We start from the raw sequence: 16,937 nt of genomic DNA, 5'->3' as shown, positions 1-16,937 counted from the left end.
TCTCCGGCGACCAGCCCGTAAAGAGAACGAAATCGATGCCAGAAGCGCGCATAACCGAACAAGTCATTCTCCAAATTGGCGACCTTCACTACCCCGACTTTGCTAGTGCGACAACGCGAGTTGACAATCACGACAATTCGGTACCAGGTGCGCTTGATTCCTCGTTGGGACTTCCTATTCCCCACGCGATCAAGCGTGCTATCGAGTTTCAACTGAGCAGCAATCCCAGCGCCATACTGGCAATATGTGGGGACTTGACGACTCGGGGCGACGCGCAAGCCTTTCGAGATGCGGCCCGCTATCTGGCGACGATTGCACAGAAGGCCAAGCATCCTCAAGACTTTGAATACGTCCACGTTGTTCCGGGAAATCATGACGTCGCCTATCGCGGGTCGCAACCGTTCGTCTCTTTCGAAGACGTAGCGCGCTTCGAGGAACTTGCAACAACTGCGGAGGAAGAAGGGCTGCGGAATTTTACAGTCACATCTCGCTCGTCGTCATACGGCTCCGGTTACGGTGGCGTAGATTTCGTCAGCATCAATACCTGCCGCGGAGCGGGTGCAACAAGAGAAGCGGCGGCGGAAGTAAGCGGGGTATCGGCAGCGACCGAGTCAAGTGATTCAGCAGAAATTCTGGATATTCCGTTATTTCATCCTCATGAAATGTCAGTTATTCAGGACCGGTGGGGCACCCTCGATCAACGCCTGTTCCCGGTAATGCTTGGCCATCACGGATTGCTGCCTCAGCGCATCCCACGCCTCAACCCATATACGGAAATGGCTAATGCGGGCCAGGCTCGCTATGCCCTCGCCTCTCTCGGGCGCACAGTTTTGTATTTGCATGGTCATATTCATGAGCGTTCGACCGAAGTTATTGCGTTCCCTCAGGGATCGATTCCGACGCCTCAAGGACGCCTCGTAATAGTATCGGCGCCCGAGCTCCACGAGGGCTTCAATAAAATCACCGTGAAGTTCGATCCGGAAGGCTATCCTTTCGGCCTACGGATTGAGTACTTTGCAATGGCGCGGGGAGATCAGTCGCTAAGTCGGGAGCGTACGATCGAAATACCTCTTGGTGACTCCATGAATCAATCGCGATCTCAACGCAAGATTCTCGAGTACCTAGTGAGAGAGGGTCGGGCGACCGGGTTTGAACTTCTTGCGGAGCGGGATCGCTTGTCTTTAGATGTAACCGACAACGGAATTGAAACCTTCGTCGAGAAGTTATGCTGGAGTGGAATCTTGAGAAAGACCGATTTGCTCGAAGTGCAGTTCAATCGGGCGGGCTTTACGCTATGAGAAGTCCTAGGACGGCGATCCATTTTTTTGATGATCGATGGGAGCAGGACCGCATCGAGCATTTCTATTATCTAGAGACTGCAGCCTATCGAAGGTTGTCCTCCATTGCGAAGCATGCGGTGGTCAAAGGGCATCGTGGCACCGGAAAGACCACCCTTTTAAAGGCGCTCGATTGGCGTGAGCGAATCTCAAACAAGCACCTTGCTCGGGCGCTCCAGGGTAAGCCTTTCGCAGATGGAGTCGTCGGCTGTTTCATGCAGATTAAGCTGATGCCAGTCGATATGCTGGATATATGGCTGTCTGACTCTTCGAGAACAGTTCGATTCGCATTAATCTCTACTTATCTTCGGTCGGCGTGGTTGGTTGAGGCCGTCGACGCTCTAATCGGCCTGAACGCCGGCTTGCATTACTGCTCCTTTGCTGATGAAGTCGATGACTTCGCCTCCGTATCAGAGACTGTGTGGACTTGGAGCGCGCAGTCGTTGGATATTGATTCGCCAGCGGACCGCGCGACACTTACGCTCGAAAACATACGCTTTATCGCAAACGAAGTAATGCGGTCAATCCGAGCGTCGGCAGCTATTGGAACTATCGCGCCGGAAGTTCTAGTGGCCAAGTTCGACCTTCAGCCTTTCGCCGCAATAGTATCCAGATTGTTCACGCAGATGGCGGCAAACTTGCGGCGTCTCGATGCCTCAAGTTCCTGGATATTCAGAGTTTGTATGGACGAAGGGGAATTTCTTTCAGATGAGTGGGCTCTTGTAGTTCGCTCTCTGATTCGCGAAACAGACGGGCCTGTATACCTCGCAGTGTCTGTCCTTCAAACGCTTGGATCTGAAACCCGCCAAGTTGGAGCTGAGCTTTCCATCGATGACCGTGAGCTGATCGATCTCGATGATCGCTCTCCTGAGGAACTAGGTGCCCTAATGGCAGGAATAGTCCGGGCGCGTTTTCAGATGATCGGTGCGGGTCCTCGGCGTTTCGACGTCAAGACGTTCCTCGGTAACCCCGATGTGGACGAGCTCTGTCGCCGAGCCGTCGCCAAGAGCGAAAACCGTAGCGCTGAAATTCAGCTTCGCGCGCTCGGTGAAGCCCCGATCAGGCAGCACTTGAAAAATGTAGGTGCAATAGCAAGCGGCGCGGTAGCGTCCAGGTCCGAGCAGAGTTCTGGTTATAGGAAGAAGAAAACCGCCGGTTATCTGCACCTTCTTGGGGCGATCGGCATCAATCGGCCCTTCTACGCGGGCTGGCGTATTGCCACCGCTATGTCGGACAATAGTGTTCGTGACTTCCTGCGGTTCCTTCGATACTCCTTCGAGATCGCCGTGAACAGGGAGGACTATGACGGGTCTCTTGATGAGATCCTGACGTTCTTGTCGAAAAGCCGCCTTTCATTTGATATCCAGGATGCAGCGCTCGAACGGCTGGGTCGCCGAAAGTTGGATTCTATTCCGCAGAATCTGACGGACCCAGGAGAAGCGGAAATTCTAATCCGGCTCTTCGGGGAGCTGGCGCATCGGTCTGATTTTTACGCCGCCTTGCCGCTTACAAAGCCAAATGCAACAAGAATGGCCGTGCGCGCAAGTCCCCGAGATGGGGGAGACCCATCCTTTGACGATGTAAAGCGCGTTCTCGTTCGAGCAGCGAGCTACGGATATATTGCTGATCTGCGTCTCGGTAATGGCCAAGTGGTGAAATTCCGATTAAACCTCTCTTTGGCCCGGCACCTTGGATTCTCGTACTGGAAGCCCCAGTATGAGACGGTGGTGCCGTTCCGGCTCGTGCGTGCGGCGGTATTGAGTCCTGATATGCCCGTGACGCGACTTATGTCGCGAACTTATAGACGATCGGTCGAAGCTGCGTCGCAAACCATGCTTCCCGGCTTCGAGCTAGACTAGGACAACGTGGGCATGCACAGGTTGCAGTCAATCAGTCAGACAAAGGCGAAGATATCAAAGCAAATAATCGTCGACCATGTTGACCTCGTCATAGCCGCAGCAACCTGGGATAGGAGATGTTTGACAATTAGCGAACTCGCCTATCGAGAACGACCAGATAGAGCGCTTCTTTTGCGGTTCAAAGATAAAGGGTCTTCGGGGGCGGTCGAACGTCACGAAGGGCTTCTGCTTGAGGAGCTCTCCTCGATTACGGGCGGTCTGGTGAGCCGGATGGACGTCGATGTCGACGACCTAAAAAGCGCCTGGGCATCTTTCAGGCGTTTTATGCTAGAGGCGTATCGCACAAACGGTAGGCCGCTGAAGGTCGTCCTTGACCTGAACAGTGTTCCGCGCTATCTCGCTTTGAGCCTGTTTGGTCTGGCTTGGCGGTCAGGCGTATGTTCCGATATTACTGCGGTCTACTCTGCTGCGAAGACTTACCAGCATGAAAGTCCTGGTCAATTTACCGCTGGGCAATGGATGCCGATGGCTATTCCCACTTTAGGTGAGGGGGCGCCGGCGAGTTCGCGAAGCCATTTGATCGTCTCGGCTGGGTTTGAGGGAGATCACACTCGTCGTCTAGTCAGTGCTCTAGAGCCAGATCAATTGTCGATCGTGCTTACTGCTGGGATTGGGGCGGACCATGAGATGGTCGCGCGTCAGGCCAATAGTGCCTTGGCGGCGGAGTATCTGCTTGGGAAAAACGACATTGTCTGGCTGCCGGCTGGCGACGTAGGCGCTGCGTTGGCATCTTTACGAACGCACTTGAGGGCGTCGGGCCAGCGTGATGACCACTCGACGGTGGCGCACAGTTTCCTTCTTTCGGGTTCGAAGCTGGCATCGCTCGCTGTCGCGCTTTATTCGTTGGAGGAAGAGGTTGCGCAGGTCTATTACTCGGCTCCAGATGCTCGCCTCGAAGCGGGCGCGGCGGAAATAGAGTGGATTACGGCTGTGAAGGTACTCTTCTGATGGATCTGCACGCGCTCGAGGGGTATCAAAGGTGCGACGCGCCTCTCCGTTGGGCTGGAGGAAAAAGGCGGTTGGTCCCTCTTCTTTCTGCGTACGCAGGCAGCCGCGATCTGCGAGTTGTAGAGGCGTTCTTAGGCGGGGCAGCGGTCTCTCTTGGATTGGGCTCGACTTCTGTCCTGGCTTCGGACACCAATGAAGATCTGATGAATTTCTATATTGGTTGCCGCAACGCCGTCGACCGCGTAGTTGAGGCGTTGGGGCATTTCCGCGATACGAGCGATGGGTTTTATGCGGCGCGCGCGTCGTCGCCGACAGATCCTGAACTCGCTGCTGCCAGGTTTTTCTTCCTGAATCGGACGGCATACATGGGTCTTCATAGGACCAATCGGCTCGGGAAGTTCAATGTCCCATATGGTGGAGGGGGGCGTTTCGCATATGTTGCCGACTCGGAGCGGCTTCGAGTGCTGTCTTCGGTTCTGCAGAAGTTTGATTTGAAGACAGAATCTTACGAGGTTGTTGCGTCCGGAGCGACGTTTGGTGACCTTCTGTTTCTGGACCCGCCGTACGGAAGCCGGGGTGATCTGCCATTTCGTCGCTACGGTGCCCAACCATTCTCTTCCGTGGATCACGTGCGGTTGGCGAAGATGGCTCGAGAGCGAGCGCGCTGTGGAGCTGCCGTGTATGTCACGCTTCCTGTCGATGGACATCTTCTTTCTAATTACGTCGGTTGGGACATTGGGGGGGTTCGGAAGACCAAGTCCGGCGGGCTGAAGGAAGTTTTGCTGGTCGACGACGTCGCCCGAACGGAGGGAATAGGCAGTGGCGAGTGGTCAGCGGTTGCGTGGAAAGTTGGTGCCGGGGGTTCGTTACTTCAGGGAGGGTGCGCTACTCAGCCATCCGGCCGTTAGCGGGAGGCGCATCGCGACGCGCGGGAACCCGCTCAGCACCGACGTCGTGCCGGCCGCCCATGAGAAGCCCGGGCGCTCGAACGGCCCGCGGGTGCCGACGTAGGCCATCGTCTGCTCGACCCTTGCGCCAGCGTTGTCGACGGGGTAGCCCTCAATCGCTTGAGCGCGGACGAAGTTGCCGGCACCGGCAAGTAGCGCGTGTGAGATCCCGCGCTTGCGAAAGCCGGGGCAGAGTCGGACGCACCAGGCACTCCAGGTGTCGAGATTGTCGATGCACGGGATCTTCCGGTTCTTCGCAGAGCTGGTGCCGGCGCGCAGGTGGACGGCGGTCTAGCCGGCCACATCGTCGCCGTCGTGGGCGAGGACGCCCGGTGGCGGATCCTCGGCGGCCAGTTCCCGCATCCGCTCGCCTCGCGCCGGCCCCCGGAGCGAGTTGTTCTCGGGCGACGAGATCAGGCGGTAGCTCAGGCACCAGCACAAGCTCCCGTCGGGGCGCTTCGGGCCGTTCACCGTCGCCACTTCGTCGAAGTCGGTGGCGGGTCCTACCTCGATCGTTATGGCGGCAGCCTTCAACCGTCCGGTTCACCCGATAAGGCGTTCACCACGGAGGAGGAACGTCACGGACCTCGCTCCTTATCCGCGGAAGACGCGTCGGCCGACCCCATCCTTCCTCCGTTGTGAATATCTCGACCTGATTCACCACTCCGCCGGATGAATCGCACCAGCACCCCCTGTTGGACGGCGCCCAGGCGGGGCGCCTACCGTGGACGAGGTATCCAACGAAGGAGCACTCCCTGTGAAGCACGTCCCCCTCGGCACCTCCGGTGTCGACTCCCCGAACGTCGTCCTCGGCCTCATGCGCATCCCCGAGATGAGCGACGAGGCGATCCGCGGCCTCGTCGGCGCCGCCCGTGACTCCGGCATCGACTTCTTCGACCACGCCGACGTGTACGGCGGCGAGCTGCACCGCTGCGAGGAGCGCTTCGCCGAGGCGATGGCGCTCACCCCGTCGGAGCGCGAGCAGGTCGTCCTGCAGACCAAGGCGGGCATCGTCCCGGACGGCCCCTACTTCGACTTCTCGTACGAGCATCTGATCGCCTCGGTCGAGGGCTCGCTGAAGGCGCTGCGCACCGACTACGTCGACGTGCTGCTCCTGCACCGGCCCGACGCGCTCGTCGAGCCCGACGAGGTGGCCCGCGCGTTCGACGAGCTGCACGCGTCCGGCAAGGTGAAGCACTTCGGCGTCTCGAACCAGACGCCGTACCAGATCGAGCTGCTGAAGAAGTCGCTGAACCAGCCGATCGTGGCGAACCAGCTGCAGCTCTCGATCACTCATGCGCCGCTGATCGCGCAGGGTGTCGCCTCCAACATGGTCGGCGAGGACCAGTCCGTCATGCGCGACGCCGGCATCCTCGACTACTGCCGACTGAACGACATCACCGTGCAGGCCTGGTCGCCCTTCCAGGCGGGGTTCTTCACCGGCGTCTTCCTCGACAACCCGGCCTACCCCGAGCTGAACGCCGTCATCGACCGGCTCGCAGCGACGTACGAGGTCCCGGCGATCGCCGTGGCCACCGCCTGGATCACCCGCCACCCGGCGGGCATGCAGGTCGTGCTCGGCACGACCAACGAGCAGCGCGTGCGCGATGCGGCCCTCGGCTCCGATCTGCCGCTCACGCGGCCGGAGTGGTACGAGCTGTTCCGCGCGGCGGGCTACCTCGTCCCCTAGAGCTCCCACCCCGGAGGAAATGCGCGTCGGCGCAGAGAGGCACGGACTCCCCGGAGTCCGTGCCTCTTCCCGTCCCCGCGGGACGCCGGTCGGAACGCCCGCCGCGGTGTGCCGTGGACCGAAGCGGCATCTCGCTGGGGAGGGGCGGGAATAGGAACGGCACCCCTGCGTTGAACTTGAGCGTAACCGACTCAACTTCCTCAGGAGGACAGGTGCCCGACAACTACAGCGAGGCCGGAGCGAGCTCGTTCGACGACTTCCTCGCCCGCTACCTCGACGGTGAGCGCGCCCGCGCGGCGCGGTCGATCGACCTCAGCCGATTCCTCACCGCCCGTACCCGCGACATCCTGCAGTCCGCAGGACGCTTCGCCCTCGAGCGCGGCCAGACCGAGCTCGACGCCCTGCACGTGCTCCGCGTGCTCATCGACGACGAGACCGTCTCGCAGGCCGTGCGCCGCATCGGCGTCGACCCCGCCGCCATCGCCACCGCCGCGGAGGCGCGCCTCCCGCAGGCCGACGAGGCCCACGCCTCGCAGAACGCGGCCACCATCACCCCCAGCGCGCAGCGCGCGCTGTTCCACGCCTACCAGGTCGCCCGCTCCAGCGGTTCGACCTACATCGAGCCCGAGCACCTCTTCTTCGCGCTCGTGCTCGGCCAGGACGCCCCCGCCGGGCAGGTCCTCGCCCGCGCCGGCGTCACCGCCGAGGCCCTCACCCAGGGCATGCGCGAGACCGAGGCCCCGCAGCAGCAGGAGGCGGGACAGCCCGCCTCCGACACTCCGCTGCTCGACAAGTTCGGCACCGACCTCACCGCTCTCGCCCGCGAGGGCCGGCTCGACCCGGTCATCGGGCGCGCCGACGAGATCGAGCAGACCGTCGAGATCCTCAGCCGCCGCACCAAGAACAACCCGGTGCTCGTCGGCGAGGCCGGCGTCGGCAAGACCGCCATCGTCGAGGGCCTGGCCCGCGCGATCGTGGCGGAGGAGGTCCCCGAGCAGCTGCGCGGCAAGCGCGTGATCTCGCTCGACCTCCCCGGCATGCTGGCCGGCACCCGCTACCGCGGCGACTTCGAGGAGCGCCTCACCGGCACCATGGACGAGATCGCGGCGCACTCCGGCGAGCTGATCGTCTTCATCGACGAGGTCCACACCGTCGTCGGTGCGGGCGGCGGCGGCGAGGGCGGCATGGACGCGGGCAACATCCTCAAGCCGCGTCTGGCCCGAGGCGAGCTGCACCTCGTCGGCGCCACCACGCTCAAGGAGTACCGCACCATCGAGAAGGACCCGGCACTGGAGCGGCGCTTCCAGCCGGTCCGCGTCGGCGAGCCCGGCATCGAGGACGCGGTCGCCATCCTGCACGGCCTGCGCCCCGCCTACGAGGAGCACCACCGCGTGCGCTTCACGGACGAGGCCCTGCGCGCCTCCGTCGAGCTCTCGGCCCGGTACCTCACCGACCGCGTGCTGCCCGACAAGGCGATCGACCTGATCGACCAGGCCGGCGCGCGCCTCCGCCTCCGCCTCGGAGCCGGCGTCGACACCGGAGCTCTGCTCGAGCGTCTGGCGACCCTGGAGGCCGACAAGAACGCGGCCGTCTCGGCCGAGCACTACGAGGAGGCGTCCCGCGTCCGCGACGAGATCAGCGCCGTGCAGGCGGAGCTCGACGCGGCCACCGGCAGCGCCCCCGCGGAGGCGGTCGTCGGCGAGACCGAGATCGCGGCCGTCATCGCCCGCGCCACCGGCATCCCGGTGTCGCGGCTCACGGAGGGGGAGCGCGAGCGCCTCGCGCACCTCGAGACCGAGCTGCACCAGCGGGTCATCGGCCAGGACGACGCGGTCACCGCGGTCGCCCGGGCCGTCCGCCGTAGCCGCACAGGCCTCGGCGACTCCTCGCGCCCGGTCGGCTCGTTCCTCTTCCTCGGCCCGACCGGTGTCGGCAAGACGGAGCTGGCGCGCACCCTCGCGGGCTCCCTCTTCGCCGATGAGCAGTCGGTCATCCGCTTCGACATGAGCGAGTTCGGCGAGCGTCACACGGTCTCGCGGCTGGTCGGCGCCCCTCCCGGGTACGTCGGCTACGACGAGGCCGGTCAGCTGACCGAGCGCGTGCGCCGGAACCCGTACTCGGTGGTCCTCTTCGACGAGATCGAGAAGGCGCACCCCGACGTGTTCAACCTGCTGCTGCAGGTGCTCGACGACGGGCGTCTGACCGACGGCCAGGGGCGGACGGTCGACTTCCGCAACACGGTGATCATCATGACCTCGAACCTCGGCTCGGAGTTCCTGGCCTCGCGGTCGGGTGCGCTCGGCTTCGTCGCTCAGAGCGACGCGTCGGCCGAGGGCTTCGCCTCGGAGAAGGACCTGCGCGATCGCGTCATGGGCCGTCTCCGCGAGGCGATGCGCCCCGAGTTCCTCAACCGGATCGACGAGATCGTCCTGTTCCGCCGCCTCGGCCGCGAGCAGCTGCGGGAGATCGTCGGCATCGTCCTCGACACCACGCGCTCCCGCCTCGCTCCCCGCGAGGTGACGCTCGAGGTGACGGAGGCGGCCGTCGACTGGCTCGCCGAGAACGGCTACGAGCCGCAGTACGGCGCCCGGCCCCTGCGCCGGCTCGTCCAGCGCTCCATCGACGACCGGATCGCCGACCTGTTCGTCAGCGGCGAGGTCTCCGACGGAGGCGCGGTCCGCGTCGACGCCGTCGCCGGCGAGCTGCTGGTGACCTCGGCCGTCGCCCTCCCGCTGGCCGCGTAGCCGGTCCCGCTCCGACCCCCGTCCCTCCTCCTCCCGCGAGACGCCGCTCGTGACGACGGCACCGCCCGTCGTCGCGAGCGGCGCCCGCGGAGGGGGAGGGGCGGGGGTCTTCGCGTCCCCACGGCTTGCCACAGCGGTCCGGGCGGGATAGACACGAGAGCACGAGAACCGGAGGCACGATGTCGAACCCGCGCTACTACGACCCCGTGGGCAAGGCGGTCCGGGCGCTGCTCGTGCTGAGCCTGGTCTGCTTCGCCCTGGCGGTGGGCATGTTCGCCCTCGACATCGTCATGCCCGGCACCATGACGGACGAGCGTCGGCCCTGGGCCGAGGCCAGCGGGGCGCTCGCCTCGTTCGGCGTGCTGGCCCTCATCGTCTACTTCGCGACCGTCGCGATCGTCGGCGCGATCCGGGGCCGCGGGCAGTAGCCCCGGCTCCGACGCCGTCGTCCGACAGGAACGCGTCCGGCCCGCGGGATCCGAGGATCCTCGCGGGCCGGACGCGTTCTCACGAGCCGTCAGGCGCCGGTCAGGGGCACTTCTTCGCGGTGATCGTCACCTTCAGCGTGGCGTCCGGAGCGACGGGGGAGCCGCCGGCCGGCTCCTGCCCGGTGACCTGGCCGGCGTCGGGCGCCTTCGGGTCCTCGGCGCAGGCGAGCGTGATCTTCGTGAAGCCGGCGGCGCCGAAGGCGTTCTTCGCGGCCTCCAGATCCTGGCCCGTCACGTTCGGCACGGTCTTCTGGTTGCCGGAGCTGGTGAACACGGTGATCGCGGTGCCGCGCGGGGCCGACCCCGACGGGTCGGCGCGGGTGACCGTCCCGACCGCGGCGTCGCTCGCCTCCGTGCCGCCCTGCACGACGCCGAAGCCGGCCGCCTCGAGCTTGGCCTCGGCGTCGGCGGAGGAGAGCCCGACGACATCCGGGATGTCCACCTTCGGGACGACCTGCAGCGAGCCGTCGGCCTCCGGGAAGTCCGTCCCGCCGTACGTCGCGTCGGCGGCGCGCATGACGACCGGCCAGATGCGGTGGCGCGCGGTGGCGGCGGATCCGGAGTCGAAGGAGTAGCGGCCGAGGCGCAGGTTCGCGTCGCCCTTCACGTTGAACACGCCGACGGCGGTCGCGACGCGGGTGCTCGCTCCGGTCATCCAGGTGGCCTTCGCGTCGTCGGTGGTGCCGGTCTTGCCGATCAGCGGAACGCCGTCGCCGGTGCGGGAGGCCACGGCCGTCCCTCCGCCGGTGAAGGTCGCCTGCAGCGCGACGGCCGCGGTTGCGGCGACGTTGCGGTCGATCGACTGGCGGCAGTTCGCCGGGGGCACCGGCTGGTCGGCTCCGGCGGAGTCGGTGATGCGGTCGATCGCGACGGGGTCGCAGGTCGTGCCGCCGGAGGCGATGGTGGCGAAGGCGCCGGCCATCGAGAGGGGCGAGACGTAGTTCGTGCCGAGCACCGACGACGGGTTGTGCTCGAGCTCCTCGCCGCTGCCCTGCTTCACCCCCATGTCGACCGCGGTGTCGCGGATGCCGCACAGGTCGAGCTCACGGGCCATGCCGACGAAGCCGGTGTTGAGGGAGGTCTTCGTGAAGGACACCGGGGTGCCGACCTCGCCGGTTCCGCCCTCGTCGTTCTTCGCGCTCGTCTCGTTGCTCGTGTCGGTGCCGCCCGAGACGCAGGAGTCCGTGAAGGTGCCCCAGGTGGACTTGCGCGTCCCGTCGACCGACTCGTTGATGCTGTGGCCCTCCTTCAGCCACTCCACCAGGGTGAAGAGCTTGTAGGTCGAGCCCGGCTGGATCCCGGAGGATCCGCCGTTGGCCCGATCGGTGCTGTAGTTCACGGCGCTGTAGGACGGGTCGGTCGTGAGGACGTCCGGATCCTGCGAGTACTTCTTGTTCTGCGTCATCGCGAGCACGCGCCCGGATCCGACCTCGACGCTGACGGAGACGGCTCCGACGTCGAAGTTCCAGGTCTGCGGGACCTGCGCGTCGACGGCGGCGACGGCCGCGTCCTGCAGGCCGACGTCGAGCGTCGTGTAGACGTCGAGGCCGCCGCGGCGGAAGTTGGTCCAGCGGGTGTCCTCGTCGGCGCCGAAGATCTCGTTGTTCTTCAGGACGTTGGTGACGTAGTCGCAGAAGAAGCCCGCGTTGCCCGCGGTCGAGCAGCCGGTGCTGGGCTGGGTGATGCGGGGCTCGATCGGAGTGGCGACGGCGGCGTCGTGGTCCTCCTGCGAGATCTTCCCCTCCTCGAGCATCTTGCCGATGATGTAGTCGCGGCGGTCCTTGTTGCGGGCGTAGCCGTTCGCGGCGCCGTTGTCCGGGTTGTCGGGCTGGTCGATCCGCAGGACGGCCGGGTTGTTGACGATCGCGATGAGGCTCGCGGCCTGGGCGATCGAGAGGTCCGCGGCCGAGGTCGCGTAGTAGTAGTTCGCGGCGGTCTCGAGGCCGTAGGTGGTGCCTCCGAAGAACGCGATGTTGAGGTAGCCCTGGAGGATCTGGTCCTTCGTGTACTGCTTCTCGAGGCCGATGGCGAGCTTCATCTCGCGGAGCTTGCGCTCAGGGGAGGTCCGAGTGGCCTCGTCGATCGCGGCCGCGCGCTCGGCGTCGTCCGAGATGTTGCGGACGGCCTTCTCGACGAGGACGTTCTTCACGTACTGCTGGGTGATAGAGGATCCGCCCTGCACGTCGTTGCCGAGCACGTAGGTCTGCGCGACGGCGCGGAGCGTGCCGGGGAGGTCGACTCCGCCGTGGTCGTAGAAGCGGGGGTCCTCACCCGAGACGGCGGCGTCCTTGGCGGCCTGGGCGATGCGGTCGAGCGGCACCTCGACGCGGTTCTCGACGTAGAAGGAGGCGAGCAGCTGCGGGCCGTCGGAGCCGGTCGCGTAGATGTTGCTCTTCTCGGAGAGCTTGTCGACCTCGAGGTAGTCGGGCAGGCCGTCGAAGACGCCGATCGACTGGTTCGCGGCGACTCCGGCGAGCGCCACGGCCGGGGTGACGGTGGCGGTCACGAGGACTCCGGCCACGACGCTCATGCCCAGGAAGCCCACGATCGCCTTGACCACACCACCGGTGGTCCTTCTGTCGGACGCCAAACCTTCTCCTTCGCGAATCCCCCCGGATGCTGCGACGACCGCGGCCGACGCCCTGCACGCTCCGTGCGGCAGGTCAACCTCGACAGACTAACCCGAGAGCCCCCGAAGACGAAGGCCCGGCCAGAGGCCTGAAAAGACCCTGACCGCCACCCGGGGGACGGTGTTCCCTAGGCTGTCGGCATGGCGAGCCCCTCCTCCGACCCCCGACCGGCCGACGCGACGACCCCGGAGGCCGCTCCGGTCGCGCCCCCGCAGGCCGTCCCCGCACCGCCCACGGGCGCCCTCTCGTACGCTCTCGGCTTCCTCGCGTTCATCGGGATCCCGTTCCTCAGCCTGATCGTGGGCGGCATCGTCATGGCGTCCGTGTACCCGTCCGCCCGGAGGAAGGGCGGGATCGCCGCCGAGAACGCGCGGAACGCGGCGAACTGGGGCCTGACGGTGATCCTGATCGGGGTCGTGACGCTCGGCGCGCACGTCGTGCTGCTCTTCGCCGCCTCCGACACCCCGCTCGCGAAGGACTTCTATCCGATCGGCATCCCGATCACGCTGTTCGCCGTGCTCTGGCTGGTGCACTTCGTGCTGATCATCTGCGGACTGGTGAAGGCGAACCAGCGCGAGGTGTTCCGTCCGCGCATCGCGATCCCGTTCCTCCGCCCGCCCGCGGCCTGAGCTCAGGCGCCGACGGGCCAGAGGTAGTCGAGCCCCGGCGGCGTGCCGGGGAACAGCGGGCCGTAGTGCTCCTCGTCCTTGGTCACGAGCTTCGAGCGGTGCGAGAGGTGCAGCCGCTCGTCGCCGAACCACGGCGGGAGCGGGTAGTCGCCGGTCAGGTAGGCGGCGAGATCCTCCGGGGCGGCGGCGAGGGCCTCCTCGGTCTTCACGAGGCACGTGTCGGCGAAGCCGCGCTCCGTCCACTCCGCGCAGGTCTCGCGCTGGTAGGTCATCAGCGCCGGCCGGTAGCCCCGCCACATCCGCGTGACGGGGTGGTTCTGCCAGCCGTACCCCGGGACGGTCAGCGCCCGCATGACCTGCAGCGTCTCGACGCGCTGCTTGCCGAGCCGCTTGCCGTCGAGGGCGCGGACGCTGCGGTGGAAGTCGGGGTAGGGGAGGAAGGTCTGCACGCCTCCCAGTCAACAGCGGCCCGTCTCCCTCCGGCCACCCTCCCGTCACGCCGATGTCGCCTGGCGTGCGTAGCGTCCGGGGCATGACCGGACTCCCCCTCCTCGCCACCGACGACGTGCAGCTGCGCTGGGCGCGACCCGAGGTCCTCGACTCCGCCCGCCACCGGATGCTGCGCCTGCTCACCCTCGCCGAGCGCCTGCGCTACGAGGCGACGAGTCGGCGCGAGGTCCGCGACGGCTTCCTCCTCGGCCGGGTCCTCGTGCGCGAGCTGGCCGCCGAGACGCTCGGGATCGATCCCCTCGAGGTCGCCGTGGACGCGCGCTGCGAGCGCTGCTCCGGACCGCACGGCCGCCCGGTGCTCCGCGGCGAGCACCCGGCGCTGGAGCGGATGCGGATCAGCATCGCGCACTGCGACGGCGCGGTGGTCGCGGCGCTGGCGACCGGACGCGACATCGGGATCGACGCGGTGCGCGCCCGCAGCGTCCGCGACCGCGTGGCCTCCGGGGCGACGACGGCGGAGCAGGTGCTCGCCGATCTGCGCTCGCAGGCGGTCGCGAAGGCCGACGGGCGCGGGACCTCGAGCGACGAGCCCGTCCGCTTCCGCACCAGGGAGGGTGCGACCGAGGCCTGGATCGAGGGCTCGAGCCGCTACTTCGCCGTCTCGGAGCCGGCGGTCCACTCCGGGCTCGTCGTGGCGGTCGCGGTCGCTCAGGAGTGACCGCGGGGCGCGGTCCCCGGCCGTTGCGCCGGTCCGCGCCTAGGCGAACAGCGACAGCGTGATCGTCGAGCGGTAGGAGCCGGCCTCGACGTCCGGCTCGGCCAGCAGCCGCAGCTCGGCGTCGGCGCTCCAGGTGCCGGCCCCGCCGGCGGCTCCGAGCAGCAGCGCGTCGCGCAGGCCCGCGCCTCCCTCGAGGGAGGAGGCGACCGGATCGCCCGCGACGGCGCCGGTGCCGGTGATCAGGCGCGGGGTCCAGCCGAGATGGTCGGCTCCGATCGAGGCGCTCGGGCCGGTGAGGGCGCTCGCCGAGGCGAGGACGTACCAGTCGTTCTGCGCGCCGACGCGCGAGTCGGTGACGGTGACCGTGGGCAGCCCGCCCGTGAACCGGCGCTGGAGGGCGGTGGAGCCCGACTCGGCGAGGTCGACGGCGTCGGCGGCGACGGAGAGCGAGAGGGAGCCGGGCTGCGCGGGAGGGGTGATGTCGACGTCGACGTCCACTCCGTCGAGGTCGTGGAGCAGGGGCGGCGTGCGGACCGGGTCCTCGCCGGTGAGGGGATCGGCGGCGTCGGGCGGGGTGGCGGAGGGGGAGTCGGCGGGATGGTCCGCGGCGGGCGGGTCTGTCGCGGGCGGATCTGTGGCGGGCCGGTCTGCGGGGGAGGAGCCGGTCGTCGGCTGCGCGGGGTCGACGGGGTCCGCGGAGGAGGGGCTCGAGGAGCGGCGGTCGGAGGCGCCGGATCCCGCACCGGGAGCGGAGGGGTCCGCAGTCGCCGCCCCATCCTCCGCGGGCGAGGCGGCGGTCGGCGTCGACACCGCTTCCGGGGCGGTCATCGCCTCGGGCGCGAGGGCGGCGGAGGCGAACACCACGGAGAGCACGAGGGTCGTCGTCGGGACGAACGCGGCGAGAGCGCGGGTGGTGCGGGTCACGGACGGTCCAGTTCTGCGGGCTCTGCGATGCGCCCGCCTGTGATTACTACCAGGAGCGCGAAGTGCTCTGCACCCCCGCTTCCGGGTGGAGTGCCGCGGAGCGCGCCAGCGGGCTCGGCCAGCGGAATACATGCGTACTGTTCGACACATCCTCATTTGCTTCGAGCCGGGAGTTCACTCTTGTCCTTTGCCTCCGTGCGTTCGCACGCCTTTGCCATCATCACAGCGACCATCGCCGGGGTAGCCCTCATGGCACCGACGGCGTCGGCCTCCGAGTCGCAATGTCCGAGCGGGTACAGCTGCGTCTGGACAGATGCCGATTACCAGGGCAGCTACTCCGGGCGCGGGAATGCGAATTACGACGAGTGGCATGCGTTGGGGGGACGGGTCTTCAACGACTCGATCTCGAGCTTGAAAAACCGCTACACGGGCACGAAGACCTGGTTTGAAGACGCGAACAGAGGCGGGGCTCAGCTGCGGATCCTCAGCGGACACCAGGTCTCCAACCTGCAGCGCATCGCATCGGGGAAGAACTACCACCCCGACTGGAACGACTTCATCTCGAGCGTCGACTGATGCGGCCGTTAGGGCGTTCGGCCGCTCTCCTCGCCGTCGGCGCGACCGTCGTTCTCCTCGTCGGGTGCGCATCAGCGATTCGACAGGCGTCGTCAGGCGACCTCGACATCGGCCCGTACGCCGATGTTCACCCCGTCCTCGACCCTGCGGCGGAGTCGATCAGGACGCCGACGGACGCCTGCTTCCTCGACGAGGCGGCGCTGAACCGAGTCGGTCCGGCCGATGATCTCCTCATCGGGGCGTGCATTCGGACGAGCGGCCGCTCCTTCCGCCCCGTGGAGGTCGACCTGGCGGCGCTCCCGCCGCTGCCGGACACGTCCTCCGGCAGCTGGTGTCCGGAGGGAGAGGCTCGGCTGGGGTACGGCTTCGACGGCTCCGCTGATGCACCGATGGAGGCGGCGAACCAGGCGTTCGTGGCGCAAGCGGCCGCCGATGCGACCTGGGGCGCGGCGGCGGATGCCTGCGACGAGTCGGTCGAGCGCCCGCCCCATCTCGGACGCTCTTCCGGGGGTGACGCCGCCCAGGCGGTCGCGGGGTCGGCTCACGACGTCCTCCGTCGCACAGGGACGATCCCCACGGCGGATCTCCGATGGGAAAAAATGCGCTCCGAACGGATCAGCTGCTCGAAAGACCACGGGCTCCGCTTCGATCCGGCGGAGCCGCACGCTTGGGGGCCGGAGATCCCGGATGATCCGGACGCCGCTGTCCGCACCGCCGTCGTCGACGTGCAGTGCAAGGAGGAAACCCGCCTCATCGAGAAGCCGACCTCGCTGCAGTCGCCGTACGAGGTCGCCCTGTTCGACCTGCACCGCACCGAGCCTGATGACATGGCGCAGAACAAGCGCGCGGTCCTCGAGCGCGCCGACGCGGTCATGGCGCGGGACGGGGCGGCGACATGACCGCCGACCCGCGATCGAGCACCCGGACCCGGGTACGA

Annotated in this window: 14 protein-coding genes and 1 pseudogene; 11 read left to right on the top strand and 4 right to left on the bottom strand. The window is 66.5% G+C overall.

Annotated features, from left to right (window positions below; genetic code table 11):
* The first annotated feature begins 35 nt into the window (after positions 1 to 35).
* From C5D66_RS10085 to C5D66_RS17640, 4 genes are read left to right on the top strand one after another with little or no spacing between them, the layout of a single operon-like run.
* A complete protein-coding gene (locus C5D66_RS10085) occupies positions 36 to 1,298 on the top strand; it encodes a metallophosphoesterase (protein ID WP_104256346.1) in 1,263 nt (420 codons plus the stop codon).
* A complete protein-coding gene (locus C5D66_RS16810) occupies positions 1,226 to 3,196 on the top strand; it encodes a hypothetical protein (RefSeq protein ID WP_146083211.1) in 1,971 nt (656 codons plus the stop codon). The genes C5D66_RS10085 and C5D66_RS16810 overlap by 73 nt, the downstream gene beginning before the upstream one ends.
* Before the next feature lie 6 nt (positions 3,197 to 3,202).
* Entirely contained in the window at positions 3,203 to 4,204 is a 1,002-nt protein-coding gene (locus C5D66_RS16805; protein WP_146083210.1) for a hypothetical protein, read from the top strand.
* Entirely contained in the window at positions 4,204 to 5,112 is a 909-nt protein-coding gene (locus tag C5D66_RS17640; RefSeq protein ID WP_104256344.1) for a Dam family site-specific DNA-(adenine-N6)-methyltransferase, read from the top strand. Before C5D66_RS16805 ends, C5D66_RS17640 begins: the two co-directional genes overlap by 1 nt.
* On the opposite strand, the pseudogene C5D66_RS10070 reads toward C5D66_RS17640, so the two are convergent.
* Positions 5,071 to 5,670 (bottom strand): annotated as a pseudogene (locus C5D66_RS10070) (GNAT family N-acetyltransferase). The gene C5D66_RS17640 and the pseudogene C5D66_RS10070 sit on opposite strands and share 42 nt — an antisense overlap.
* A gap of 238 nt (positions 5,671 to 5,908) precedes the next feature.
* Between C5D66_RS10070 and C5D66_RS10065 the strand changes: the two are divergent.
* The 3 genes from C5D66_RS10065 to C5D66_RS10055 all read left to right on the top strand — a co-directional run bounded on the left by C5D66_RS10065 (position 5,909) and on the right by C5D66_RS10055 (position 10,013).
* The gene (locus C5D66_RS10065) at positions 5,909 to 6,841 is read left to right on the top strand and encodes an aldo/keto reductase family oxidoreductase (RefSeq protein ID WP_258061406.1); all 933 of its coding nucleotides are present in this window, start codon (positions 5,909 to 5,911) and stop codon (positions 6,839 to 6,841) included.
* A gap of 212 nt (positions 6,842 to 7,053) precedes the next feature.
* A complete protein-coding gene (locus C5D66_RS10060; RefSeq protein WP_104256343.1) occupies positions 7,054 to 9,585 on the top strand; it encodes an ATP-dependent Clp protease ATP-binding subunit in 2,532 nt (843 codons plus the stop codon).
* A gap of 179 nt (positions 9,586 to 9,764) precedes the next feature.
* A complete protein-coding gene (locus C5D66_RS10055) occupies positions 9,765 to 10,013 on the top strand; it encodes a hypothetical protein (protein ID WP_104224361.1) in 249 nt (82 codons plus the stop codon).
* Between the two features lie 100 nt (positions 10,014 to 10,113).
* On the opposite strand, the gene C5D66_RS10050 is transcribed toward C5D66_RS10055, so the two are convergent.
* The gene (locus C5D66_RS10050) at positions 10,114 to 12,663 is read right to left on the bottom strand and encodes a transglycosylase domain-containing protein (protein WP_258061408.1); all 2,550 of its coding nucleotides are present in this window, start codon (positions 12,661 to 12,663) and stop codon (positions 10,114 to 10,116) included.
* Positions 12,664 to 12,843: 180 nt separating this feature from the next.
* On the opposite strand from C5D66_RS10050, the gene C5D66_RS10045 reads away from it, so the two are divergent.
* Complete coding sequence (locus tag C5D66_RS10045) at positions 12,844 to 13,332, top strand: DUF4870 domain-containing protein (RefSeq protein ID WP_104256342.1); 489 nt, start codon at positions 12,844 to 12,846, stop codon at positions 13,330 to 13,332.
* 2 nt (positions 13,333 to 13,334) lie between these two features.
* Here C5D66_RS10045 and C5D66_RS10040 read toward each other — a convergent pair whose 3' ends face one another.
* Complete coding sequence (locus C5D66_RS10040) at positions 13,335 to 13,781, bottom strand: MSMEG_6728 family protein (RefSeq protein WP_104256341.1); 447 nt, start codon at positions 13,779 to 13,781, stop codon at positions 13,335 to 13,337.
* Between the two features lie 83 nt (positions 13,782 to 13,864).
* Here C5D66_RS10040 and C5D66_RS10035 point away from each other — a divergent pair, with 83 nt between their 5' ends.
* Positions 13,865 to 14,500, top strand: coding sequence for a 4'-phosphopantetheinyl transferase superfamily protein (locus C5D66_RS10035; protein ID WP_104256340.1), 636 nt, complete (start codon positions 13,865 to 13,867; stop codon positions 14,498 to 14,500).
* Positions 14,501 to 14,539: 39 nt separating this feature from the next.
* On the opposite strand, the gene C5D66_RS17160 is transcribed toward C5D66_RS10035, so the two are convergent.
* Positions 14,540 to 15,424 carry a hypothetical protein gene (locus tag C5D66_RS17160; protein ID WP_104326896.1) on the bottom strand — a complete coding sequence of 295 codons (885 nt, stop codon included), beginning with the start codon at positions 15,422 to 15,424 and terminating at the stop codon, positions 14,540 to 14,542.
* Positions 15,425 to 15,451: 27 nt separating this feature from the next.
* On the opposite strand from C5D66_RS17160, the gene C5D66_RS17600 reads away from it, so the two are divergent.
* Positions 15,452 to 16,000: a peptidase inhibitor family I36 protein gene (locus C5D66_RS17600; protein ID WP_104256408.1), complete on the top strand. Its 549-nt coding sequence runs from the start codon at positions 15,452 to 15,454 to the stop codon at positions 15,998 to 16,000.
* A 389-nt stretch (positions 16,001 to 16,389) separates the two neighbouring features.
* A complete protein-coding gene (locus C5D66_RS16790; protein ID WP_146079308.1) occupies positions 16,390 to 16,899 on the top strand; it encodes a hypothetical protein in 510 nt (169 codons plus the stop codon).
* Positions 16,900 to 16,937 lie beyond the last annotated feature (38 nt).

Origin of the sequence: Rathayibacter sp. AY1B4, assembly GCF_002932815.1 — a bacterium.
Taxonomy (GTDB): Bacteria; Actinomycetota; Actinomycetes; order Actinomycetales; family Microbacteriaceae; genus Rathayibacter.
This window is presented reverse-complemented; position numbering and strand designations above follow the sequence as displayed.